Origin of the sequence: Shewanella gelidimarina (assembly GCF_023283945.1) — a bacterium.
Lineage (GTDB): Bacteria > Pseudomonadota > Gammaproteobacteria > Enterobacterales > Shewanellaceae > Shewanella > Shewanella gelidimarina.
Window position 1 is genome coordinate 70,866 of record NZ_JAKIKW010000008.1, and the last position, 25,414, is coordinate 96,279.

The window sequence follows — 25,414 nt, forward strand, 5'->3', positions numbered from 1 at the left end:
GGTCGCAATCATTTCGTGCGTCTCTATAATGAGCGGTTTGAGCAATGAAATTTCAAATCGTGATTATTCGCTAAAGCGAATCAATAGCGTTTGTGATAGGTTGTTGCTAAGGTAGGTTTGATTTTGGCACTAAAAATATAAATTAATCATTATTAATTTGTTCTTTAGGTCATAATCAGACAAATATAAACGACACGTAAATCAATGAGAGAGATAAACTCTTTTGATAGTGTCCCTTTTTTAAACTGTGGAAGTAAAGATGGAATCAACAGAAAAGTTGACCGATACCAACGCTATTCTTGCGTACTTATATGAAACATTTCCTTTATGCTTTATTGCTGAAGGTGAAACGAAACCATTAAAAATCGGGTTGTTTCAAGATTTAGCGGAAAGGTTAGCTGATGATTCTAAAGTCAGTAAGACTCAACTAAGAATCGCTTTAAGAAGATACACAAGCAGCTGGCGTTACCTTAAGTGTGTGAAAGCCGGTGCACACCGTATCGATTTAGATGGTAATTCTTGTGGTGAGCTAGAACAAGAGCACGTTGACCATGCTCAAGCTACACTTAAAGAAAGTCAGGAAAAAGCGAAAGCAAAAAGAATAGCTAAGGCAGGTAAAACTCCAGCGCCTTCAGCTACTGCTGACAAGCCAGCTAAAAAACCGGTTGCTAGAAGACCGAAAGCGGCTACTAACGCAAAACCTGCAAAAGAGAAAGTCGCGGTAGCAATTTTAACGCCTGCGGTATTGGCTGAGTTGAAGAAAAATCAACGTGTAAATGTCAAACTAGGTAAGGCGCCAGTAGCTGGTGTTATTTTGGATATCAAAAAAGAAGATGTTCAAGTTCAGCTAGATTCAGGTTTAACGATTAAAGTTAAAGCGGAATACATACTACTGTAATGGTTTAAAAGCATGTAAAGGAGTAACTTGTTGATGCGGAAAATGTCTCTGGCTGTATCTATCGCCAGTATTTTTGTAGGATTCTCGGCGTGGGCTGTTAGCCCTACTATTCAATTCAGCGAGTTACCTGCTTTAAAGCAGGAACCCCAACATAAGGTGGCGAGTAAACGCGTCACTGGTTTGTTTACCCGATCACATTACCATCGTTTTGAAATGGACGATGCGTTCTCAAAGCAAGTTTTCGAGCGTTATCTTAAGCAATTAGATTATCGTAAGAATGTGTTGTTGCAATCTGATGTTGATAGCTTTATGGCTTATTCAACTCAATTTGACGAAATGTTAAAAAGCGGCAATCTCCAGCAAGCATATTCAATGTTTGAAGTTATTCAAAAGCGTCGCTATGAAAGGTTTACCTATGCGCTTTCTCTGCTAGATAAAGAGATGAAGTTTGATGTCGTCGGTGATGCTTACGAATTTGATCGTAAAGAGGCTGCTTGGCCTAAAAATGAAGCTGAGTTAAATGAACTCTGGCGTCAGCGAGTCAAATACGATGCGCTTAATCTTTCACTCACAGGCAAAAAGTGGGATGAAATAGTGACTGTTTTGTCGAAGCGATACAACAATTCAATTAAGCGTCTGAGTCAAACCCACAGTGAAGATGTTTTCCAAGGGGTGATGAACGCATTTGCAAGAACGGTAGAACCCCACACTAGCTACTTATCTCCTCGAAATGCTGAACGTTTCCAAATGGAAATGAATTTGAGCCTAGAGGGTATTGGTGCGGTGCTTCAAGTCGATGACGATTACACGATTATTAAGAGCTTAGTGGCCGGTGGTCCAGCGGCGACAAGTGAGAAGTTATCACCAGAAGATAAGATCGTTGGTGTTGGTCAAGAAGGTGAAGACGTTGTTGATGTTATTGGTTGGCGTTTAGACGATGTAGTCGAATTAATTAAAGGACCAAAAGGCAGTAAGGTTGTTTTGGAGATCTTGCCAAATAAAGGTGGATCGAGTGCCAAGCCTTTTGAACTAACAATTGTTAGAGATAAAATACGACTAGAAGACCGTGCCGCAACATCAAAGATTGTTGAACCTACAGAAGGTCCTTACGCAAATCGTAAAGTGGGCGTCATCCACATCCCCGGTTTTTATATGAACCTTTCAAAGGATGTTTCTAAAGAGCTTGCTGAGCTGAAAGAGGCAAAGGTTGAAGGAATTATTATTGACCTGCGCGGGAATGGTGGCGGTGCGTTAACAGAAGCAACTTTGCTTACCGGTTTGTTCATTGAACAAGGTCCAGTTGTACAAATACGTGACGCTAATGGTCGAGTTTCGCAAAATAGAGACAATGACGGAAGGGTGACTTATGACGGTCCTTTAACCGTGATGGTAGACCGTTACAGTGCATCAGCCTCAGAGATTTTTGCTGCGGCGCTGCAAGATTATGACCGCGCGTTGATTGTAGGTGAATCTACCTTTGGTAAAGGTACTGTGCAACAGCATAAAGGCCTTGGCCGTATATACGATATGTATGAGAAGCCTATTGGCCATGTACAGTACACTATCGCAAAGTTTTACCGGATTAATGGTGGCAGCACTCAACTTAAAGGGGTAACCCCTGATATTCCGTTCCCAAGTGCATTAGCGCCTGGAGAGTATGGTGAGGCTGAAGAAGAAAATGCACTGCCGTGGGATAAGGTACCTGTTGCTCAATACGGTACGTTAACTGAAATATACCCAGAGTTAATTCAGAATCTTGATGGTAAACATCAGCAGAGAATTAAGACTGACGTTGAATTCAGTTATATCTTCCAAGATATAGCGGAGTTTAAAAAGAGTCATAACGACAAGACCGTTTCATTGGTCGAAAGTGAACGACTCGCTGAACGTGATGAAAATGATAAGAAGCAACTTGATCGTGTCAATGAACGTAGAGTTCGAGAAGGTCTAGAGATTGTTAAATCGTTAGACGATATTGAAGATGACACTGAAAAAACAGATGCATTTCTTGATGAAACTGCTTACATTACACTCGATTTAGTCGACGTAGAAAAAGTGGCGAAGAATCAAAAATAGTGATTCATCCTGAATTAGAAAACGCGCTTTTAGCGCGTTTTTTTTAACCTAAAATTAGAATATGTAGGCCTACAATGACACAACCACAAGCTAAGTATCTCAAAGATTACCAAGCACCGCGTTTTCAAATATCTCATCTTGATTTAGATATCTCTTTAGCGGGAATACAAACAGCAATAGTTGCCACAAGCAAAGTGACCAAAGTCGGTACTCATAGCGAGCCTTTAATCCTTGATGGTGAAGACATTAAACTTAAATCCGTCAAAATTAATGGTGTTGAAGCTAAATTTAGCGAGCAGGCTAGCCAGCTGACAATAGAGACAGATCTTCAAAGCTTTGATTTAGAAATTACTTCAATACTGGACCCTGAAGCAAATACTAGTCTTGAAGGGCTTTACATGTCTGACGGCGCATACTGTACTCAGTGCGAAGCAGAAGGCTTCAGACGTATTACTTACTTCCTAGACAGACCCGATGTGCTGGCCATTTATACTGTTCGAATTCAAGCCAGTAAGGCACTATTTCCATTCTTACTCAGTAACGGTAACCTTGTGGCTAGTGGTGATCTAGAAGACGGTCTACATTATGTGAAATGGCATGATCCCTTTCCAAAACCAGCCTACTTATTTGCGTTAGTTGCAGGCGATTTCGATCTTTTGGAAGATGAGTATATCACTCGCAGTGATAGACCCGTCAAGTTACAGGTGTTTGTTGATAAAGGTAATTTACATAAAGCGCATCACGCGATAGCGTCACTTAAAAAGTCGATGCAGTGGGATGAAACACGCTTTAATTTAGAATATGATCTCGATATTTACATGATTGTAGCCGTTGATTTTTTCAATATGGGCGCCATGGAAAATAAAGGGCTCAATGTCTTTAATACTAAGTATGTACTTGCGGATAAAGCCTCGGCGACAGATGATGATTATCATGGTATTGAGTCCGTTGTTGGTCATGAGTATTTTCATAACTGGACCGGAAATCGAGTTACTTGTCGAGATTGGTTTCAGTTAAGCTTGAAAGAAGGGTTAACCGTTTTTCGAGATCAGGAGTTTAGCTCTGACATAGGTTCTCGTGCTGTTAATCGTATTCATGCCATCAAGGTAATGAAAAACCAACAGTTTGCTGAAGATTCAGGCCCAATGGCACACCCGATCCGCCCTGAATCAGTGATCGAAATGAATAACTTTTATACGGTCACTGTTTATAACAAGGGCGCAGAAGTGATTCGTATGATCCACACCTTGTTAGGTGAAGGCAAATTCCAAGCGGGTATGGCGCTGTATTTTAAAAGACACGATGGGCAGGCCGTTACCTGTGATGATTTTGTCGCTGCAATGGAAGATGCGAGTATGGTCGATTTGCACCAGTTCCGCCGTTGGTATAGTCAAGCAGGTACACCTCAAGTGACGGTGGCAGAGTCTTTTAATGCGTCAAATAACATTTACACCTTGACGTTGACACAAACAACACCCGATACGCCTGGGCAATCTAATAAATTACCGCAACATATTCCTTTTGATATTGAGCTTATTGATGCTGAAGGTAATAGTTTAGTGAATCAAGTCTTAGACTTTACAGAACAATCTCAGCAGTTTGTGTTTGAGGACGTGAAAGCCAAACCGGTTGCCTCGTTACTGCAAGATTTTTCTGCGCCGGTTAAGCTAAGCGTTGAATACTCTATAGAGCAACTGCTTCATTTGATGCGTTTTGCGAGTAGCGAAGTCGCTAAATGGGAGGCTTCAGTAGCACTGTTTAGTCAGTCTATTTGGCAATGCGTTGATAATTTGCAGAATGGCAAAGCAATGCACATAGATAGCCGCCTGGTAGATGGTTTTAAAGGTGTTTTATTGTCAGAAAACCTCAATGAAGCCTTAATGGCTGAAATTCTAACGCTAACAAGTGCAGGTTCGTTGATTGAGCAAACAGATTCAATCGATTTAGACAACTTGGCGCTGGCGCGTCAGTTTGCCGTACTGCAAATTGCACAAGGGTGTGAAGATGAGTTGCTCGCCAAAGTAAGGCTGTTACAAAGTCTGGACAGTGCAGATGCCCGAGCATTGAAAAACGTTTGTTTAAGCCTGCTTTTGAACGTTGACGATTCATACCGTGAATTAGCGAAGCAACAGTTCGAGTCTTCAGACAATATGACTGATACGTTAGGCGCGTTAACGGCACTGAACGGTGAAACGTCGCTTGACAGAAATCAGCTAATGAACGCATTTGAAACTCGCTGGTTAGAAACCCCATTAGCGATGGATAAATGGCTTAGTTTGCACGCAACCTTTGCCAGCAAAGACTGTATAGGCCAATTAGAACAGCTGTTACAACATGATGCCTTTAGCATGTCTAACCCAAATCGAGTGCGCTCATTGATCGGTGTTTTCGCTGCTGCCAATACATTTGAGTTTCATCGTAAAGATGCAAAGGGTTATGAGTTTCTGACTAAAGCAATCATTAAGCTTAATAAAGTTAACCCACAAGTGGCAGCAAGGATCATCACGCCGCTCATTCAATTCAAAAAATTCGACCTAGCAAGGCAAGCGTTGATGCGTAAATCTTTACAGGAAATTTTGGCGATTGATGATCTTTCTAAAGATCTTTATGAAAAGGTGACCAAAGCATTGTCATAATTGTTATCGACTAAGTAAAATATCAGCTTATTCAGAGTATTACTCTCTGTTTAAGCTGTGCTGTTAACATCAACCAGAGAAAAGACGAGTGCGACAATCAGACCAGATATTTCAATTCCCCCTCAATATCAGCTACGAAGATTTCCTACCATACTATCGTGGACAAGTGACTAAAGTAGAAGTCGTTGACACCGCGGGTAGAACCTTATGGATCAGCGCCAGACATTTTAGGCCATTTTTTACTCGTTCTGGGATCCGCGCCTACTTCGAAATGGTAGTTGATGGGCAAGGAAATTTGATTAGTCTTAATAAAAAATAGAGTAATTACTTAAAACGGTCGATTACTTTAAACGCACTGGTTTAGGTTTGTTTAATTTTAGATAAGGTATTGTTATTAAATAATATATAACCTGTAATTGAACACTTCTTTATATTATCTAAACCTGATTTAAATACACCCCCTCAAACACCACGCTGAATCCTTGCAAAATAGCTGAATCTATTAAAGATTTTCGATATTTCGTTCTTGCTCACTTCGTAAAAATGCTGTAACAATGGTGTTACCTGTACGCTAACAGTATGTTGGCTATCAATTCCAATAACAAAAGAATCCAGCAGGTTACGGAGAGAAGCTAAAATGAAAAAGGTTAAAAACGGCTTTAACAAGTCGACGCTCGCTTTGGGGATAGTTGCGGCGCTCGGATTTGGCATATCAACAAGTGCCAATGCAGTCTCATTCAATTGGGGCGAAGTAGATGGAACATTTGATTCGACCTGGACTGCTGGTGCGAGTTGGCGAGTAGAAGAGCGAGATTGGAACAATCAGATTGGTAAGGTTAACCAACCGCAATTCGATTGGGCTGGTTATTCGGCCTTTGGTAATACTAAATACAGCTCTGCTGAGATTTGGGCACAACCAGGTTCCTATTCAAGTAACGGTGATTTAAGTAATTTACTGTATTCGCAAGGCGACACCACTTCTGAAATATTTAAAGGTTTGCACGAATTATCTTTAAAATATAAGAATTTCGGTGTTTTTGCGCGTGGTATGTACTTTTATGATCGTAAGCTCAATGATGGTAACTATGACTTTAATGACCCGCTAACGGGTAAAGAATTTGATCCTTGTGAAGATAGCAAGGCATCAGAAGTTCAGTGTAAAGACATTCGCTTACTTGATGCGTTCGTTTACGCCGATTTCGATTTTAATGATGGTGCTAACCCACTATCCGTCCGTGTCGGTAATCAAGTCGTTTCTTGGGGTGAAAGTACCTTAATTGCTCACGGTATCGGCTCGATTAACGCCGTTGATTTAAACATCTTGAATGCACCTGGTGCTGAGCTTAAAGAAGCTTTTAGGCCTCAGGGCATGGTTTGGGCATCTTTTGGCATAACCGATGACTTGTCAGTCGAAGGTTTTTATCAATATGATTGGCAGCCAATTTGGGTACCTACACCTGGGTCTAGCTTCTCAAGTAATGACTTTGCCGGTTATGGCGGTTATAACCAAAATGCTCAGTTAGGCTTTAACTCAAATCCTGACATGAATCTTGATTTCCTTTTGTCTGAGTATAATACCCTCGTGGGTATGGTTGGCTCAGGACAAGTAGACGGCGCGACTCTGGCTCAGCTTGCATTAGCTTATCCCACTAAAGCCACCTTGGTTGAAGATGATGCTTCAGCCAGTGATGACGGCCAATGGGGTGTTAAAATTGGTTATTATGCGCCTCAACTGGGTGAAACCGAATTTGGTTTGTATTACATGAACTATCATAGCCGTCGTCCATTGATTAGTGGTACCACGGCTAATTTCACTCAAGAAGCGATTGGCAGAGACTTACAACGCCTAGGTGGAAAAGCGCAGTCTGGCGAAATGATGACGCGTGAAGATCTATTGGCATTGGAAACCTTTTCAAAAGCACAAATTGTTTATCCTGAAGATATTCAGTTAATGGGCTTTAGCTTCAACACGCTTGTGGGAGACACTTCAGTAGCGGGTGAAATTGCCCATCGCTTAGATGAACCGCTGCAGATTGATGATGTTGAATTGTTGTTTGCAGCAATGCCACAGCAACTCGCAAATGCGGGTTTACGACCTGATTTGGACGGTATTTCACAGGTTGAAAATTATGGTCCGGGTCAATATGCCGAAGGCTTCATCCGTTTAGATACCACTCAAGCTCAAACAACATTTACCCATCTATTTGGCCCTACACTGGGCACCGATAACCTGACGATGCTGGCTGAAATCGGTGGCGTTTGGATCCATGATATGCCGAGCTTTGATGAGCTTCGCTTAAATGGACCTGGCACCGCACGTTCAGGTGGTAACCCTGATATGCCTGGTATTATTGAGGCAGTGCATAACGGTCCTGAAACAAATCCATTCCCAACCGACTTTGCTTGGGGTTATCGTTTAGTGGCTAAGGTCGACTATAACAACGTGTGGGGTGGGATAAACATCGCACCAAGAGTGATTTTCTCTCACGATGTTGATGGTATTACACCTGATCCAATGTTCCTATTTACTGAAGGTAAGAAGTCGGTCGCTTTAGGCGTCAACTTCGATTACCAAAGTCGCTGGAGCGCTGATGTCTCTTACAACGCTTTCTTTGGCGGCGTAGGAACGACTAATACTATGGCTGATCGAGACTATGTGTCGTTCAACATTAAGTACTCAATCTAAATCACAAGGACAATAAAAATGAAAAATCTTGCGATATTGTCTGCAGCAGTCATTCTGGCTTTAGGCGCAACCAGCGCTTTAGCTAAAGTCTCTGATGTAGAAGCAGCCAAATTAGGGTCTGAGTTTACGCCACTCGGCGCTGAGAGAGCAGGTAATAAAGATGGAAGTATCCCAGCTTGGGATGGTGGGATCACTGAACCTGTCGCCGGTTACAGTAAGGGCATGCATCACCCAGACCCATTTCCAACTGACAAAATCGAATTTACCATTACTAATGCTAACAAAGACAAATTCAAAGCATTTTTAAGTGACGGGCAAATTAAATTATTTGAGCTTTATCCTGAAACATTCAAAATGAATGTTTATCAAACTCGTCGTTCAGCATCAGTACCGCAGTTTGTATATGATGCAACTATGGCTAACGCAACACGCGCCGAGTTAATTGATGGCGGTAACGGTATTACGGGAGCCTCTATCGGTATCCCTTTCCCAATGCCTGCCAATGGTCTAGAAGTGATTTGGAACCATGTACTGCGTTTTCGTGGTGTCGATATCAAAACCTCTCGTAGTCAAGCAGCACCAACAGCAGGTGGTAGTTACACACTGGTTGAGACTGGTGAAGAGATCCGTTTTCAATATTCTCGTCCAGAGATGACATTGGACAAACTCGCAAAAGAAAATACGCTGTTTTTCTTTAAACAAGTGGTGATTCAGCCAGCTCGTTTAGCGGGTACGGCACTGCTTGTAAAAGAAACAATGGATCAAGAGAAGTTGCCACGGCAAGCATGGACTTACAACACGGGCCAACGTCGTGTACGTAAAGCGCCAAATGTGGCATTTGACACGCCAGGTACGGTTTCTGATGGTCTAAGAACGACTGATGATTTTGATATGTTTAACGGTTCTCCAGTGCGTTACAACTGGGAGTTGGTCGGCAAGCAAGAGTTATATATTCCTTATAACGATTATAAGCTGCACTCGGACAAGATTACCTATGATCAAATTGTCACTCCTGGGCATATCAATCCTGAGTTTGTTCGTTACGAAAAACATCGTGTATGGGTTGTTAAAGCAACGCTAAAAGAAGGTATGCGTCATATCTATAAAGCGCGTACTTTTTACATTGATGAAGATTCGTGGCAGGTATCGGTGGCTGATATCTATGACAACCGAGATGAGCTGTACCGTGTGGCAATTGCTCATGGATTGAACTACTACGAAGTACCTACTCAGTGGAGTACTTTAGAAGTATTCCATGACTTACAGTCTCGTCGCTATATCGCAATGGGTCTAGATAATGAAGGCCGTATGTACGACTTTGATGCAAAACTGAGCGAAAGTAATTTCACTCCCGCTGCACTAAGACGCGCTGGTATTCGTTAACCCACTTAAAGAGGGGCACTTTGCCCCTCTTATATTTAAAGGAAGTCTGTATGTCGTTTAGCATGCTTCGATTTATCTCTCTTTTGAGTGTCGCCAGTATTTTTAATTCTTCTGCTTTATTAGCGCAAGAACAAACACTAGAACAACAAATTCAACCCCTTGCTATCCATTCGTTAGTCCTCGATATTGTTCAATATGGTCATACTTTGGTTGCGGTTGGCGATCGTGGCCACGCATTTGTTTACGATAAAAAATGGCAGCAAGTCAACACTCCTACATTTGCGCTATTAACCAAAGTATTTTTTGTATCTGAAGATGAAGGTTGGGCCGTTGGCCATGACGCTACGATTATTCATACCGAAGATGGCGGCTTGACTTGGCAGTTACAGATGCAGGCCCCTGAAATTGAAAAACCTTTTTTAGATCTACACTTTTTTGATAAAGATAAGGGTATTGCAATCGGAGCGTATGGTCTTTTTTATCGCACAAATGACGGCGGTGAAAACTGGATTAGTGAGTACCATCAAGAGCTCCTATTTGAAGAGGATGTCGCTTATCTTGAAGAATTAAAAGCAGAAGACGAAGCACTGTATTTGTCAGAGCGTAACAGCTTACTACCGCATTTTAATCGTGTGGTGTCCGTTTCGAATGATCTACTCATTATGGTTGGCGAGCTGGGCCTTGTCGCTATATCGAGCGATCAAGGTGTCCATTGGCAGAAAAACGATTTTCCCTACGAAGGCTCACTCTTTAATGTAAGTGTCGTCGATAATAGTGTTTATGTTATGGGGCTTAGAGGGCATCTTTTTAAGTCAAATAAAGACTTCGCAACATGGCAGGAAATTATGTTACCTATCGACTCGACAATTAATGCAGGGATCCTTTTGGAGGATTCTGTATTGCGTCTAGTGGGTAATGCTGGCGTTATTATTGATGTTACGGAAAACGGGGACGCGCAACTGGTTGAACAACGACAGGGCGAAAATCTAGTCGCAATTGCTAAAGACTCCACGGGTATGTTGTGGGTTGCAGGCAATAAAGGTCTCATCAAGTTAGAACAAAAATAATAGGACCTGACTTATGTTAGATAAACTCGTAAATGGCATTGAAACCTATCTCTTCAGGCATCGCGCTTTCGTTATTTTCTTATTTATTATCACCACCTTGTTTTTAGGTTTGCAAGCAAGCAATCTGAAAATGGATGCGGCTTTTGTTAAAAACATTCCACTAAACCACAGTTACATGAAAACCTATTTGAAACACCAAAAGCAGTTTGGTGGAGCTAATAGCGTTATGGTTGCGGTCGAAGACACTAGCGGAAATATCTTTAACGCTAACTTTTTTGATGCGCTCAAAAATGTTCACGATCAACTATTTTTTATTCCGGGCGTAGATAGGGCACAGGTAAAATCGCTCTTTTCCCCATCGACTCGTTTTACTGAAGTGGTCGAAGATGGTTTTGCCGGTGGGCCCGTTATTCCGGCAGACTTTAGGACGACTGACGAAGGCTTAGCTATCGTTCGGGGCAATATTGAGAAAGCAGGAGTTGTCGGTCGACTTATTGCTGAGGATTATTCAGCTGCAATGGTGAGTGCCCAGTTAATGGATTTCGATCCTCAAACTGGTAAGCCTCTTGACACGTTAGCGATTGCAGAGCAGTTAGAGCAAGAATTAAGAGCTCAATACGAAACTGACGATATAAAAATTCATATTATCGGCTTCTCCAAAATGGCTGGCGACGTTGCTGAAGGTGCAAAAGGCGTATTACTATTTTTCTTAATCGCAATTGTCGTCACCGCGATCATGGTTTACTTTTTCTCTAAATCAATCGTACTGACTATATTACCGCTTGTTTGCAGTCTTACCGCAGTTGTCTGGCAACTTGGTTTGTTAACCGTTGTTGGCTTTGGTTTAGACCCCATGTCCATCTTGATACCGTTTTTGGTGTTTGCGATAGGCGTTAGTCATAGTGTACAGATGATTAATGCGGTCAAGCGCAGAGTCAACGATGGGCAAAGTACTAAAGCTGCGGCGGCGCTTGCGTTTAGAAGTTTATTGATCCCCGGCGGCGTGGCTCTCCTATCAGATACGATAGGATTTATGACGCTACTGACGATTGATATTGGTATTATTCGCGAACTCGCTATTTCAGCCTCTCTTGGTGTCGCGGTGATTATTCTGACCAACCTCATTCTGTTGCCACTTGTCATTTCTTATACGCAGGTTCAGGCGCAAAAGAACACTGCACCTGTTAAAGCTAATAATATTTGGGTCAAACTGTCAAAGTTTGCAACGCCTAAATATGCAATATGGGTTTTGCTCATTACAGCAGGTTTATATGCTGTTGGTTTACAGCAAGCGAACAAAATGAAAATAGGTGATCTTCAAGGCGGTGCTCCTGCACTGCACTTAGATTCTCGATATAATCAGGATACTTTTTTCATTACCGATAAGTTTACAATTACCACCGATGTAATGACTATTATCGTAGAAGCATTCCCTGAAGCTTGTACCTACCACTCAGTATTAACGCAAATTGATGAATTTGAGTGGCAAGTGAGTAACACTGTGGGTGTTGAATCAACGGCAAGTCTGGCCTCTGTCGCTAAAAGAGTAAACGCTGGCTTTAATGAAGGTAATCCTAAGTGGAAAGTCTTGCCTAGAAACACTGCCAGTCTTGTGCAAGCAGTAGGACGAGTGCCAACAACTTCAGGTTTATTAAACAGCGATTGTTCTGTTATGCCAGTGTATCTTTTCTTAAAAGATCACAAAGCAGAAACCATTGAAGTTGTTATCAACAAGGTTAATCAACTGCAACAGCAGATGAATAATGAGCAGCTTACCTTTAGGTTGGCATCGGGTCCTGTTGGCGTGATGGCTGCCACTAACGAAGCGGTTGCTGAAGCGCAGCTGCCAATGATGCTTTATGTCTATGGTGCCGTATTTGTGTTGTGCTTGATTAGCTTCCGCTCTTTACGGGCAACCATTGCCGTTATTTTACCTTTGTATGTGGTATCAACCTTAGCGCAAGCATTGATGACTCAGCTTGATATTGGTCTTGCGGTAAGTACATTACCGGTTATTGCCTTAGGCGTCGGCATTGGTGTTGATTACGGGATCTATATTCTGTCGACTATGGCAGTAAGATTAAGAGATGGTATGCCAGTTCAACAAGCCTACTACGAGGCGTTAGTGGAGCGAGGCAGTGCGGTTATCTTTACCGGTTTAACACTTGCGATAGGGGTGAGTACTTGGTTCTTCTCTGCCCTTAAATTCCAAATGGACATGGGTATTTTGCTCACCTTCATGTTTTTGGTGAATATGCTAGGTGCTATCATTATCCTTCCGGCGATAGCCGCGGTATTTTGGCGGCAACCCAAGTAAATGAAACAAGAAGAGAAGCTAAAGCTTCTCTTTTTTTTTGCATAAAAAAACGCTATCAGCGATTGTTATTTCACCAGACAGCCAGAAAAGCTGCTAAGCAATGTTTTAAGGAGGCTCTACCACTAAAATAGTTCTCGAATTATGGCAGGTTTAGTAATAGACTTCGCGCTATGACCTAGGTCACAGAAAAAGGCTCAGGTCAGATTTGAAGCATCCATAAAAATATAAAAGAGCTGCCATAGCCCCCTAAGGAATCACCAACATGGCCTTGAAAGATGCAATGCCTTCAGTACTACTAGAAAATGTCGTTAACCTTATTAATTCAAAAGTGCCTCATTCACACGCAAAACAAGTAGAACAGTTTGCGACTTGCCTATACGCGCATATGTCGAAAGACGATCTCAATGCCCGTAATGACAGTGACCTTTATGGTGCTGTTTTGAGTCAGTGGAATGCCCTTAATAAAACCTCCGTTGGGGAAGGGCACATTCGTGTGTTTAACCCGAGCCAATCGAAGCATGGTTGGGAATCGACCCATTCGATCATTGAGATCATTCAACCCGATATGCCTTTCCTAGTCGATTCTGTCGGCATGGCAATTAATCGACTCGGTATTACGGCGCACATGATGCTCCATACCCCAATGGCTATTGAGCGCAAAGATGGCTCAGTCATTCAAGTCAGTTATAGCGCTGACGAACAAGCTGATGTTGATAAAGTTGCCGTCTTTTTGATTGAAATTGATAGACAGAGTAGCGAAGCGGATATTAAAGCCCTCACCAAAGAGATTGAGTCGATAATTGCGGACGTCGCAATATCGGTCAAAGATTGGAATGCAATGTCAGCCAAGTTGGGCGAGACGATTACTGAACTGGCTAACCGACCTTATCCTGGTACTAAAGCAGAGTTAAGTGAAGCGACCAAATTTCTCGATTACCTCAATAACCACCACTTTACCTTATTAGGTTACAGACGTTACGATTTACGTAAAGTGGAAGGTGATTTAGAGCTAGTTGCAGATAAGACAACAAGCTTGGGCTTGATGACTAAATCGGCAAAAACCAATACTGAAACCGGTCTATTACTGTCTAACTTCTCTGAAAGTGCCCGCAAAGAAGCGCTTGATACAAGTTTGTTGGTATTGACTAAAAGTAGTGAAAAGAGCCGAGTTCATCGTCCAGCCTATGTCGATTATATTGGTGTTAAGCGTTTTGACGATAACGGTAACGTTATTGGCGAAGATCGTTTTATCGGTTTGTACGCCTCTAACTTATATAACCGTAGCCCGCGTGAGATCCCATTACTTGCTGAGAAAGTACAGCGCGTTCTTGACCGTTCAGGACTAACACCTCGTTCTCACGATTATAAAGCATTAATGCATATTCTTGAGACGTTACCACGTGATGAGTTAATCCAGGCAAATGTAGAAGAACTCGCCCGTATTGCACACGGTGTACTTGAGATGCAAGACCGGGACAAACTAAAATTGTTTGTCAGAAAAGATGGCTTTGGTCGATTCTTATCTTGCTTAGTATATGTGTCTAAAGACCGTTACAACACTAAGCTACGTGAAGATACTCAACGGATTTTAGCTCAGCATTTTAATAGTAGTGAAGATGTTGAGTTTACAACATATTTCTCAGAGTCTTCTTTGGCTCGTACTCATTACATTATCAAAGTTGATAACAATAATATGGATGTTGATGTGGCAGCGATAGAGAATAATTTGACTGAAGCAGCTCGTTCTTGGGAAGACAAATTGGGCAGTGCTTTAATTAGTGCTCAAGGTGAAGAAATTGGAACAAGCTTGGTTAAGCGTTACGTAAATGCGTTTCCTCGTAGCTATAAAGAAGATGTACTACCCAGTTCTTCTGTCGTTGATATTCAACAGCTTGAAGCATTAGATGACAATCATAAACTGGGCATGCTGTTTTATCAGCCACAGGAAACAGCGCTTAAAAATAGCAAAGTACGTCTAAAGTTATTCCATAAAGATGAACCGATCCACCTTTCTGACGTGTTACCTATGTTGGAGAACTTTGGCTTACGTGTCATTAACGAACGTCCTTATGAAGTCATCAATGCTGACGGTGCGACTTATTGGATCCTAGATTTCCTCATGACAACACAAGCTGTTGCCACTGATAATTTAGCCGATAGCCAAGAGCGATTCCAAACTGCGCTGTCGCAAGTGTGGAAAAAAGAGCTTGAAGATGATGGTTTTAACCGCTTGGTATTATCAACCGGTCTGACGGGTCGTGAAGTGTCTGTACTGCGAGCCTACGCTAAATATATGCGTCAAATTGACTCTACCTTTAGCCAAGCCTACATCGAAGAAACGTTTTCTAGCTATCCGCAAATAGCTGATTTACTAGTTAAAATGTACATTCGAAAATTCAATCCAAAGTTGAAGACACGTACATTAAACAAGTTTATTGAGCAGATTGATCTTCGTCTCGATGACGTTTCAAGCTTAGATGACGACAGAATTATTCGCCGCTACCTTGATTTAATCAATGCAACCAATCGTACTAACTTCTATCAAGTTAGTGCTTCAGGCAGCGCAAAATCATATATCTCATTCAAGTTCGCACCAGAACTTATCCCTGAGATGCCAAAGCCATTACCTAAGTTTGAAATCTTCGTTTATTCACCTCGGGTTGAAGGTGTACATCTGCGTGGCGGTAAAGTGGCTCGTGGTGGATTGCGTTGGTCTGACAGAAGAGAAGATTTCCGAACTGAAGTGCTTGGCCTTGTAAAAGCACAGCAAGTTAAGAACACGGTCATTGTTCCTGTTGGCGCTAAAGGCGGTTTTGTTTGTAAGCAACTGCCAACTGACGGCGGCCGTGAAGCCTTTTTTGCCGAAGGACAAGAGTGCTATCGTCTATTTATTCGTGGCTTACTCGACATTAGCGATAACATTATTAATGGCGAGCTTGTAGCCCCTGTAAATGTGGTTCGACACGATGAAGATGACCCATATTTAGTCGTTGCAGCCGATAAAGGTACCGCGACGTTCTCAGATATTGCCAACGAAATCGCTGACGAATACAACTTCTGGCTAGGCGATGCGTTCGCTTCTGGTGGTAGTAACGGTTATGACCATAAGAAGATGGGAATTACTGCACGTGGTGCTTGGGAATCTGTTAAACGTCATTTTCGTGAAATGGGTGTTAATTGCCAAACAACAGACTTTACCTGTTTAGCTGTCGGCGACATGGCAGGTGATGTATTTGGTAATGGCATGTTGTTGTCTAAGCACATTCGCTTAGTTGCTGCTTTCAACCACATGCATATCTTTATTGACCCCAATCCTGATGCTGTTAGCAGCTATGTCGAACGTGAGCGTTTATTCGCATTGCCTCGTTCAAGCTGGGAAGATTACAACGCCGAGTTAATCTCAAAAGGTGGCGGAATATTCCTGCGTTCTGCGAAGTCTATTCCACTCTCTGCAGAAATGAAGAAGATGTTAGGCACTCAGAAAGCCTCTATGCCACCACTTGAGTTACTCAAAGAGTTACTCAAAATGCAGGTTGATTTGCTCTGGAATGGCGGTATTGGAACTTATGTTAAGGCCACAAGAGAAACACATGCAGAAGTGGGCGATCGCGCCAATGATTCTATCCGTGTCAACGGTAACGAAGTTCGAGCCAAAGTTGTTGGTGAAGGCGGCAACTTAGGCTGTACTCAATTAGGTCGTATTGAATATTGCGCTAATGGCGGCCGTATGAATACCGACTTTGTTGATAACGTGGGTGGTGTTGATTGCTCTGATAACGAAGTCAACATTAAGATTTTACTTAATGCGCTAGTTGCTGATGGCGAAATGACCGTTAAGCAACGTAACCGCTTGTTAGTAGAGATGACGGATGAAGTTAGCCGTATCGTTCTGCAAGACTGTAAAGATCAGACGCGTACTATTTCTGTTACTCAGGTGCGTGGTGCAGAGCAATTAAAAGATCAAATTCGTTTTATCCATTACCTTGAAAAAGAGGGTAAGTTGGACAGAGCGCTTGAGTTCTTACCTAATGAAGATGAGCTTGCTGATCGTTTAGTTAATGGCAAATCACTGACTCGTCCTGAGCTTTCTGTGCTCGTTGCTTACGCGAAGATGGTGCTTAAAGAGCAATTATTGACTACAGAGATCACTGAAGATAGTTTCTTAAGTCAGTTATTGGTTGCCTATTTCCCGCAGCAGCTTCAAGAGAAGTACACGGTCAATATGGCGGCTCATCCACTGCGCGGTGAAATTATTGCTACCTCACTAGCGAATGAACTCGTTAATGACATGGGTCTTAATTTTGTTCAACGTATGCAAGATGAGACAGGTGCCTCAGTAGCTGAAGCTGCCATTTGTTACACTATGGCTCGCGAAGTGTTTGGTTTGGCTGATTTAACTAAATCAATTACTGATCTAAATGGCATTATCCCAGCTGTTGTACAGTGCGAAATGTTACATCAGTTACGACGCAATATTCGTCGTGCTAGCCGTTGGTTCTTACGTCATCGTAACCGTAATCTAAATATTGAACAGACTATTGAATTCTTTAGACCTGTCTTTGATGAGCTTAAAGCAAATGTACATCAATATATGGTTAACGATGAAGTCGAAGGCATACGCGCAGAGTCTGATGCACTGATTAAAGAGGGTGTACCAGAAGATGTAGCAATGGTTGTCGCTAACGTGAGCACGTTATTCTCCGCGTTAGATATTGCACAAATTTGTGATCTCGAGGCCAAGCCAGTTCCTTTGGTTGCGGAAACTTACTTTAAGTTAGGCGCTAGTGTAGATCTACATTGGTTCCTCGAACAAATTAGTGCACAACCGGTAACGAATCATTGGCAAGCACTGGCAAGAGCCGCATTTAGAGAAGAGCTTGATTGGCAGCAGCGTTCACTGAGTTCAGTTGTCTTGAGAACTTGTACTGAAAGCTGTGATGCTAGTAAGATCATTTCAGAATGGATTGAATCAAATCAAGGCTTGTTGGAACGATGGTTCCATATGCTGGCTGATTTCAAGACTTCGCAAAGCCATGAGTTTGCTAAGTTCTCTGTAGCCCTACGTGAACTTAATCTTTTGATCCTTCATTGTGAAGGTCAAAAGTAATCTGATATAAATCAGAAGCCCTGGCAAATGCCGGGGCTTTTTTCGGTCTAGGAGAAAACATGTTTTATAAAATCGCACAAAAGTTCATGTTTCAGATGGATCCTGAATTGGCGCATAATGTCGCTATCGGCAGTTTAAAATCCACGGGTAATTCACCACTAAACTGCTTCTATGCGCAAAAGATAAAACCTGCACCAGTCACTATGATGGGCCTGACATTTCCAAATCCAGTCGGCTTAGCGGCGGGAATGGATAAAGATGGTGAATGTATTGATGCATTTTATGCGATGGGATTTGGTCACATTGAAGTCGGTACGGTTACGCCACGTCCTCAAGCAGGTAATGAGCAACCTAGGTTGTTTAGGCTTAAACCTGCTAAAGCGATTATTAATCGTATGGGTTTTAACAACAAAGGCGTAGATAGTCTGGTTGAGAATCTGAAAGCGGTTAAATCACCAGCAATGGTCGGTGTGAATATAGGTAAGAACAAAGACACCCCCGTTGAGCAAGGCAAAGATGATTATTTGATCTGTATGGATAAAGTTTATCCATATGCAGCGTATATTGCGGTTAATATTTCTTCACCCAATACGCCCGGTTTACGATCGCTACAATACGGTGATCTGCTAGATGATCTTTTAGGATCACTTAAGCAAAAGCAAAAGGATCTTGCAGAAAAGCATGGGAAATATGTACCAATAGCATTAAAAATCGCACCAGACCTTTCAATCGAAGAGATTGAAAATATTGCAGATTCACTTATTCGTAATGAATTTGATGCGGTAATTGCTACCAACACCACCTTAACTCGTGATGGAGTTAGTGGCTTGCTTAATGCAAACGAAGCCGGTGGTTTAAGTGGTAAACCACTGAATTCATTGTCGACAGTGGTGATAAAGAAATTGTCAGATTGTCTTAAAGGACTAGTCCCTATCATTGGGGTTGGTGGTATTAATAGTGCAGCCGATGCATTGGATAAATTAGATGCGGGTGCTCAAATGGTGCAGATTTATTCTGGATTTATTTATCAAGGCCCGCAATTAATAAAAGAGATTGTTGAAGCATACCGTATAAAATAACAGCAATAGCATGGTTGATTTATTAATCGATCATAAAACGATCATTCAGATCTCGCAATAGATCCAGGTGATCGTTTTTTGTTTTATATGATCGTAATGTTTACTTTAAATTTATTTTGATATTGATGAAATTTTCATCTATTATTCAATTGTATCTAAATAAAGGTAAACGTTATGTTATTAATGCCAAAAAGGGATTGGCAATGGGGATATAACGAAACATATGGTGTATTAACTGTTTCGTTAGGTCGTGATATGGAGTTTCTATCACCTTATAAACTAAAGTCCCTAATACCTGATGCCAAAATTACGACTGAGTTTAGCGTTGAACATGCTAAGTTCTATATTACTTTGGTTGACTGTTTATCGAGAACACTTTCTCTAAACGATGCGCTTATCGTCCAAATAGCATTAAATGCTACAGCTGCACATTTTTTATTAAAACCACAAATGCCTAAGTCTTGGTTTTTCGAAGCTTCACACGAATGTGTATATAGCGATATAGGTAAGGTTTTCCAACTTAGAACCTGTGAGCATAGTGTCTCTGCAATGGTTATTGAGTCAGGATTACAAGCATCACTTATGATGATTTTATCCCCAGAGTGTCGCCTAACGGATTCAAAAAAATTGGCTCAATTCGAAACCATTAAGGTTATGCATAATCGTTTAGCGCCTTTAACTGTTGAGAGACAAATAAACGTCGCATAATCAATATGTGTATCAGCTTTAAAATTGTAATACGTGATTTTTCGCTCTATTAAATGCATAAAAAACCGGCAACTGGTGTTATTCAGTTGCCGGTTTTTTCATGCTGTAAACTAGTGCTCGAATATGGTAATAAAAGTGGATTAACTTGTAGGGCAACTGATTTCAACAACGCTATTAATTAGAATTTCGTCTACTGGAATATCATTTCCTTGAGTGGTAACAATGCTGATTTGGTCAGCGACTTCCATGCCACTAATCACTTGGCCAAATACCGCATAACCTGCACTCGAAGCTGATGCATTTAAATGTGGGTTATCTAATACATTGATAAAAAATTGCGATGTAGCTGAGTTGGGATTATCGGTTCGTGCCATTGCAACAGTACTGCGGTCATTACTTATGCCAACACTGGCTTCGTTAATAATCGGGTCATTGGTAGGCTTAAAAACAAGCCCAGTGGTGAAACCTCCACCTTGGATCATAAAGTTGTTAATAGTTCGATGAAAAAGAGTGCCATTGTAAAAGCTTGAATCGACATACTCCTTAAAGTTCTTTCCTGTAACAGGCATATTGGTTAGATCAATTGCCAGAGTCATATCGCCTTTAGTCGTTGACATCAAATAACACACATCTGCTTTTAGCTCTGGTACTACTTTTGGTGGCTCTGGGATATCTGGGCTATCTGAACTCTCAGAGCCACAAGCGACAATGGTTAGACAGGCTAGTAGTGGGAACAGCTTTTTCATATTTAGACCTTATTATTATGGTTTGTAATTCAGAGCAAGGGTGAGGATCCATTCTGATTACTTATGTGTCGTATTTGTTGTGTTGGTGTTTTTTATGCAGTTTACATGCTACGGAGTTGTGAGCAATAGAGGATGGCGGCTAGTTACAAAGTGTTGCAGTTTTAGGCAGTTAGACAAATTAAGTCTCAATGGTTGATCTGTGCTTTTATTGAACAATTTGGCGCGTTGTATTCCGTTACTGCCACTAATGCCTTTTAGGTTTCCATCGATTAATGCTCCGCACCTCATCGCAAAGCGCTGAAAAATACAAGCGTTTCATTGAAACTCCCACAATATATCGATTTTAAGACAATATCTTTTTATCATTTAGTGACGCTTACAGGTATAATCACCAACTAATTTTTATTCAGTGTCTATCTATCGATGTTAAAATTTTTTGCTGCAGCTCCTCGGGGCTACGAATACGCGTTATCGCTTGAATTAGCGGAGCTTGGCGCTTCAGATATCAAAGAAAGTGTCGCGGGGGTTTATTTTTCTGCTTCTCTAGAACTTGGTTATCGGATCACCTTGTGGTCGCGACTAGCCAGCAGAATCATTTTAGTGATCTATAAAGGTCCGTGTGAGTCTCCAGAACAGCTCTACAATGCCGCTTATGGTATTGATTGGCAGATGCAGTTCTCTAATCGTAGTACTTTCAGTGTTGATTTTCATGGCATGGGTGGTTTTATTAATAATACCCAATTTGGTGCTTTGAAGATTAAAGATGCGATTGTTGACCGTTTTCGTGATGATGATTTTGCGCGTCCCAATGTTGAAAAAATAGATGCAGACTACAAAATTGATGCACATTATCGCCGCGGTGAAATTACCCTCGGCATAAACTTTTCTGGGCCTGCATTGCACAAACGTGGTTACCGTTCAACAACGGGTGAAGCGCCGCTAAAAGAAAACCTCGCGGCAAACATGCTAGTACGCAGCGGCTGGAAAACGTCACCGGTTACTTTGCTCGATCCTTTTTGTGGTAGCGGTACCATCTTGATAGAAGCGGCTATGTTGGCATGTGATATTGCGCCAGGGATCCATCGAGAACGTTTTGGTTTTGAGAAGTGGTTACCTCATAACGATAAAGTATGGCAAGAACTACTCGATGAAGCGCGTGCACGCGCATCGATTGGTAAAACGCGTTGTAAGGTCAAGTTTTATGGCTCAGATATAGACTCAAGATTGATCTCATTGGCTAAGCATAATGCTGAAAACGCCGGTGTATCAGAGTTGATTAATTTTGATGTCTGTGACGCGTTGAATGTTGCTCCTCCTGAGTCGAGTGGTTATTTAATCACCAACCCTCCCTACGGTGAAAGACTGGGTAATGTGACCTCTTTACTGCAGCTTTACTACCAACTAGGCGATAAGTTTAAAGCTGAGTTTGGTGGCTGGAGCTTGGCAATACTCAATAGCGATGTCGAACTGTTATCAGCGTTAAAGCTTAAAGCTGATAAACAGATGAAGATGAATAACGGCGCACTTGAATGTGCTTTCAATCTTTATACCGTCCACGCTGAGAACACTCGTCGAGTTGACCCGGCGAATATTCAAAGAGACGGTGATGTCAGTGACATTGCGGTGCCTTTTGCTAATCGTCTTAAAAAGAACTTTAAACAGTTACAAAAGTGGGCTAAAAAAGAGGGTATCGACAGTTATCGTTTGTATGATGCCGACATTCCTGAATACAATGTTGCTATCGATAAGTACCTCGATCACGTGGTTATTTATGAATATGCCGCGCCTTCTGAAATTCCTGAGTCAGTCTCAAAGCGTCGTCTAACCGATGTGCTTATTTCTCTGCCACATGCGATAGGTATTGATCCAAATAATATTGTTTTGAAAACCCGTGAGCGTAAAAAGGGCACCACTCAATATGAAAAAGTAAGTGTAAACAAGCTTGAATTGATTACTACCGAGTACGGTGCAAAGTTTAAACTTAATCTTAAAGAGTACCTTGATACCGGATTATTTTTGGACCATCGTTTAACGCGGAAGTTGGTTGGCGAGAAATCTAAAGGCCGCAGTGTGTGTAATCTATTTGCTTACACCGGAACCGCTTCGGTTCATGCTGCAATGGGCGGCGCAACGTCGGTCACTACTGTTGATATGTCTAATACCTATATCAATTGGGCGAAAGAGAACTTTGCACTTAATGGTTTGAATGATGATAAGTATCAGTTTGTTCAAGCTAACTGTTTACAGTGGATTAAACGTACTCACGACCGCTTTGACCTAATCTTTGTCGATCCACCAACCTTTTCAAATTCAAAGCGCATGGAAGACTCTTTCGATGTGTTGCGCGATCATGTTCCATTGCTCAGTAATTTAATCAAGCTACTTAATCCAGGCGGCGAGATTATTTTCTCGAACAATAAGCGTAAGTTTAAGATGGAAATTGCGGATCTAGAAGCGGCTGGTATGAGTGTGAAAAACATCGACAACCTGACGTTACCACTTGATTATAAACGTAATCCGCAGATTCATAATACCTGGCTTATCACGCATGCCGAGTAAGGCCTGTTCCATTATTTTATATCACACAGATGCCTGCCATCTGTGTGAACTTGCAGCAGGGTTACTTCAACAAACACAAGTAACCTTTGTTGCCCAAGATATTTGCGATAACGACAAATTAGCTGAAGTTTACGGCACTCGCATTCCTGTCATTAAAAAGACAGGGTGTAATAGTGAACTAAACTGGCCATTTGACCTCGAAGCATTAGAAGAATTTTTAGGAGCGTAAGTTGAGTTTAGTACGTATAAATAACGGCTCTTTAGCCTACGGTTATACCCCGTTATTAAAAAAAGCTGATTTCACAATTGAACCTGGTGAACGTGTTTGTATTGTAGGCCGAAATGGTACTGGTAAGTCCAGTCTTATGAAGGTACTAAGTGGCGATGTACTGCTTGACGAAGGTGAATTTAATATTGCAACCGACGTCAAAGTCAGTCGCTTACAGCAAGATCCACCCAAAGCGGAGCAGGGAACTGTTTATGCTTATATTGCAGCGGGTTTAAAAGAGGTTGGTGAAAAACTAGAACGTTATCATCAGCTCTCTCATGATGTTGCTACAGCGTCTCCCGTTGAAATGGATCGAATGCTGAAGCAGATGGAAAGGCTTCAAGGCGATATTGATCACTTAAATGGTTGGCAGTTAGACAGTCGTATTAACCAAAATTGCGAACTATTAGGCTTAGATGCCGATGCATCATTATCCGAGTTATCGGGCGGTTGGCAGCGTAAAGTTGCTTTAGCACGTTCATTGGTTAGCGATCCAGATCTGTTATTATTAGACGAGCCCACTAACCATCTTGATATTGATACTATTGAATGGTTGGAACAGTTCCTACTCAGCTACCGCGGCGCTATCGTCTTTATCAGTCACGATAGAGGCTTTATTGATCGAATGGCTACGCGTATCGTTGATCTTGACCGCGGTATTGCGACGTCTTGGCCTGGCAGTTACCAAGCTTACATCACAGGTAAAGCAGAATGGTTACGAGTAGAAGCTGAACAGAATGCTCATTTTGATAAAAAGCTTGCAGAAGAAGAGACGTGGATCCGTCAAGGCGTAAAAGCCCGTCGTACTCGAAATGAAGGACGCGTGCGCGCCCTTAAAGATCTTCGTGAAGAACGTATGGCACGTCTTAACCGTCAAGGTGGCGCTAAGATGGCAGTGGCGGACACTGACCGTTCTGGCAAACTTGTATTTGATATTGAAAATCTAGAATACAACCTTCCTCATAAGAACCTGGTTAAGAACTTTAATTCTACCGTGATGCGTGGCGACAGAATTGCACTTATCGGTCCGAACGGTTGTGGTAAGTCAACGTTAGTTAAACTGCTTATTGGCCAGTTAGAAGCGCAGTCTGGTAGTGTAAAAGTGGGTACTAAGCTAGAAATAGCTTATTTTGACCAATATCGTGAAGCACTTGACCCTGAAAAAACAGTAGAAGAGAACGTTGGTGAAGGAAAGAAAACGGTCACGATTAATGGTCAAGACCGTCATATTCTAAGTTACTTACAAGATTTTCTATTTTCACCTATGCGAGCACGCACGCCCGTTAAAGCGTTGTCTGGTGGTGAAAAAAATCGCCTGTTACTCGCTCGGTTGTTGCTTCGTCCTGCAAATCTTATTATTCTCGATGAGCCGACAAACGATCTCGATATCGAAACGTTGGAACTACTTGAGTCTTTACTTGCTGACTATAAAGGAACCTTGTTACTCGTCAGTCACGATAGAGCATTTATAGACAACACTGTAACGAGCAGTTGGTGGTTTACAGGTAATGGCGGTTGGAGTGAGTATGTTGGTGGTTACCAAGATGCAGTATCTCAGGGCGCTAAATTTTATTCTGAGGAACCTCAGGAGATAAAGAATGTCCAAACTCCAGTTGCTGAGAAAAAGCCAGTAGCAGTCGTGAAACCGGTAAAAAAATTATCGTTTAAATTACAAAAAGAATTAGAATCATTACCTGCAATGATGGAAAAGTTAGAGCAGGAACTAGAAGCATTGCAAAGTATTATTAGTGGTGCTGATTTTTATGCTCAGGAACAAAAAACAGTAAATGAGAAGTTAAAGACTTTGTCCGATAAGGAAAGTCTACTTGAGAATTACTTTGAGCGATGGGAAGAGCTCGAGTCATTGAAGTAAGCTAAAAATAA

Annotated in this window: 15 protein-coding genes; 14 read left to right on the plus strand and 1 reads right to left on the minus strand. The window is 41.8% G+C overall.

Annotation, left to right across the window (positions count from 1 at the left end):
* Positions 1-259 precede the first annotated feature (259 nt).
* The 11 genes from proQ (at position 260) to L2729_RS09095 (ending at position 19,957) form a co-directional block, all read left to right on the plus strand.
* On the plus strand, positions 260-898 hold the full coding sequence (proQ, locus tag L2729_RS09045; protein WP_248987984.1) for an RNA chaperone ProQ: 639 nt from the start codon (positions 260-262) through the stop codon (positions 896-898).
* A 33-nt stretch (positions 899-931) separates the two neighbouring features.
* Complete coding sequence (gene prc / locus L2729_RS09050) at positions 932-2,974, plus strand: carboxy terminal-processing peptidase (RefSeq protein ID WP_248987985.1); 2,043 nt, start codon at positions 932-934, stop codon at positions 2,972-2,974.
* A gap of 74 nt (positions 2,975-3,048) precedes the next feature.
* Positions 3,049-5,610, plus strand: coding sequence for an aminopeptidase N (pepN, locus tag L2729_RS09055; protein ID WP_248987986.1), 2,562 nt, complete (start codon positions 3,049-3,051; stop codon positions 5,608-5,610).
* A gap of 88 nt (positions 5,611-5,698) precedes the next feature.
* Positions 5,699-5,929 (plus strand): DUF2835 domain-containing protein, encoded by a 231-nt coding sequence (locus L2729_RS09060; protein WP_248987987.1) that lies wholly within the window; start codon positions 5,699-5,701, stop codon positions 5,927-5,929.
* A gap of 318 nt (positions 5,930-6,247) precedes the next feature.
* Positions 6,248-8,296 (plus strand): DUF1302 domain-containing protein, encoded by a 2,049-nt coding sequence (locus L2729_RS09065; protein ID WP_248987988.1) that lies wholly within the window; start codon positions 6,248-6,250, stop codon positions 8,294-8,296.
* 18 nt (positions 8,297-8,314) lie between these two features.
* Complete coding sequence (locus L2729_RS09070) at positions 8,315-9,679, plus strand: DUF1329 domain-containing protein (protein WP_248987989.1); 1,365 nt, start codon at positions 8,315-8,317, stop codon at positions 9,677-9,679.
* Between the two features lie 50 nt (positions 9,680-9,729).
* Positions 9,730-10,746 (plus strand): WD40/YVTN/BNR-like repeat-containing protein, encoded by a 1,017-nt coding sequence (locus tag L2729_RS09075; protein ID WP_248987990.1) that lies wholly within the window; start codon positions 9,730-9,732, stop codon positions 10,744-10,746.
* Between the two features lie 13 nt (positions 10,747-10,759).
* A complete protein-coding gene (locus tag L2729_RS09080) occupies positions 10,760-13,063 on the plus strand; it encodes an efflux RND transporter permease subunit (RefSeq protein WP_248987991.1) in 2,304 nt (767 codons plus the stop codon).
* Between the two features lie 262 nt (positions 13,064-13,325).
* Positions 13,326-18,170 carry an NAD-glutamate dehydrogenase gene (locus L2729_RS09085; RefSeq protein WP_248987992.1) on the plus strand — a complete coding sequence of 1,615 codons (4,845 nt, stop codon included), beginning with the start codon at positions 13,326-13,328 and terminating at the stop codon, positions 18,168-18,170.
* A gap of 59 nt (positions 18,171-18,229) precedes the next feature.
* Positions 18,230-19,249, plus strand: a complete 1,020-nt coding sequence (gene pyrD / locus L2729_RS09090) for a quinone-dependent dihydroorotate dehydrogenase (RefSeq protein WP_248987993.1) — start codon at positions 18,230-18,232, stop codon at positions 19,247-19,249.
* Positions 19,250-19,423: 174 nt separating this feature from the next.
* Entirely contained in the window at positions 19,424-19,957 is a 534-nt protein-coding gene (locus L2729_RS09095; RefSeq protein WP_248987994.1) for a cell division protein ZapC, read from the plus strand.
* A 140-nt stretch (positions 19,958-20,097) separates the two neighbouring features.
* Here L2729_RS09095 and L2729_RS09100 read toward each other — a convergent pair whose 3' ends face one another.
* Positions 20,098-20,703, minus strand: coding sequence for a peptidylprolyl isomerase (locus tag L2729_RS09100; RefSeq protein WP_248987995.1), 606 nt, complete (start codon positions 20,701-20,703; stop codon positions 20,098-20,100).
* A 423-nt stretch (positions 20,704-21,126) separates the two neighbouring features.
* Here L2729_RS09100 and rlmKL point away from each other — a divergent pair, with 423 nt between their 5' ends.
* Genes rlmKL through L2729_RS09115 form a run of 3 tightly spaced genes read left to right on the plus strand, consistent with a single transcriptional unit; the run spans position 21,127 to position 25,403 of the window.
* A complete protein-coding gene (gene rlmKL / locus L2729_RS09105) occupies positions 21,127-23,262 on the plus strand; it encodes a bifunctional 23S rRNA (guanine(2069)-N(7))-methyltransferase RlmK/23S rRNA (guanine(2445)-N(2))-methyltransferase RlmL (protein WP_248987996.1) in 2,136 nt (711 codons plus the stop codon).
* Positions 23,252-23,491 (plus strand): glutaredoxin family protein, encoded by a 240-nt coding sequence (locus L2729_RS09110; protein ID WP_248987997.1) that lies wholly within the window; start codon positions 23,252-23,254, stop codon positions 23,489-23,491. The genes rlmKL and L2729_RS09110 overlap by 11 nt, the downstream gene beginning before the upstream one ends.
* A 1-nt stretch (position 23,492) precedes the next feature.
* Positions 23,493-25,403, plus strand: coding sequence for an ABC transporter ATP-binding protein (locus L2729_RS09115; protein WP_248987998.1), 1,911 nt, complete (start codon positions 23,493-23,495; stop codon positions 25,401-25,403).
* The last annotated feature ends 11 nt before the right edge of the window (positions 25,404-25,414 follow it).

What these genes read in the sequence shown, in the direction of transcription:
- proQ (WP_248987984.1), top strand. Translation starts at nt 260, where the DNA reads ATGGAATCAACAGAAAAGTTGACCGATACCAACGCTATTCTTGCGTAC.
- prc (WP_248987985.1), top strand. Translation starts at nt 932, where the DNA reads ATGCGGAAAATGTCTCTGGCTGTATCTATCGCCAGTATTTTTGTAGGA.
- pepN (WP_248987986.1), top strand. Translation starts at nt 3,049, where the DNA reads ATGACACAACCACAAGCTAAGTATCTCAAAGATTACCAAGCACCGCGT.
- L2729_RS09065 (WP_248987988.1), top strand. Translation starts at nt 6,248, where the DNA reads ATGAAAAAGGTTAAAAACGGCTTTAACAAGTCGACGCTCGCTTTGGGG.
- L2729_RS09070 (WP_248987989.1), top strand. Translation starts at nt 8,315, where the DNA reads ATGAAAAATCTTGCGATATTGTCTGCAGCAGTCATTCTGGCTTTAGGC.
- L2729_RS09075 (WP_248987990.1), top strand. Translation starts at nt 9,730, where the DNA reads ATGTCGTTTAGCATGCTTCGATTTATCTCTCTTTTGAGTGTCGCCAGT.
- L2729_RS09080 (WP_248987991.1), top strand. Translation starts at nt 10,760, where the DNA reads ATGTTAGATAAACTCGTAAATGGCATTGAAACCTATCTCTTCAGGCAT.
- L2729_RS09085 (WP_248987992.1), top strand. Translation starts at nt 13,326, where the DNA reads ATGGCCTTGAAAGATGCAATGCCTTCAGTACTACTAGAAAATGTCGTT.
- pyrD (WP_248987993.1), top strand. Translation starts at nt 18,230, where the DNA reads ATGTTTTATAAAATCGCACAAAAGTTCATGTTTCAGATGGATCCTGAA.
- L2729_RS09095 (WP_248987994.1), top strand. Translation starts at nt 19,424, where the DNA reads ATGTTATTAATGCCAAAAAGGGATTGGCAATGGGGATATAACGAAACA.
- L2729_RS09100 (WP_248987995.1), bottom strand. Translation starts at nt 20,703, where the DNA reads ATGAAAAAGCTGTTCCCACTACTAGCCTGTCTAACCATTGTCGCTTGT.
- rlmKL (WP_248987996.1), top strand. Translation starts at nt 21,127, where the DNA reads ATGTTAAAATTTTTTGCTGCAGCTCCTCGGGGCTACGAATACGCGTTA.
- L2729_RS09110 (WP_248987997.1), top strand. Translation starts at nt 23,252, where the DNA reads ATGCCGAGTAAGGCCTGTTCCATTATTTTATATCACACAGATGCCTGC.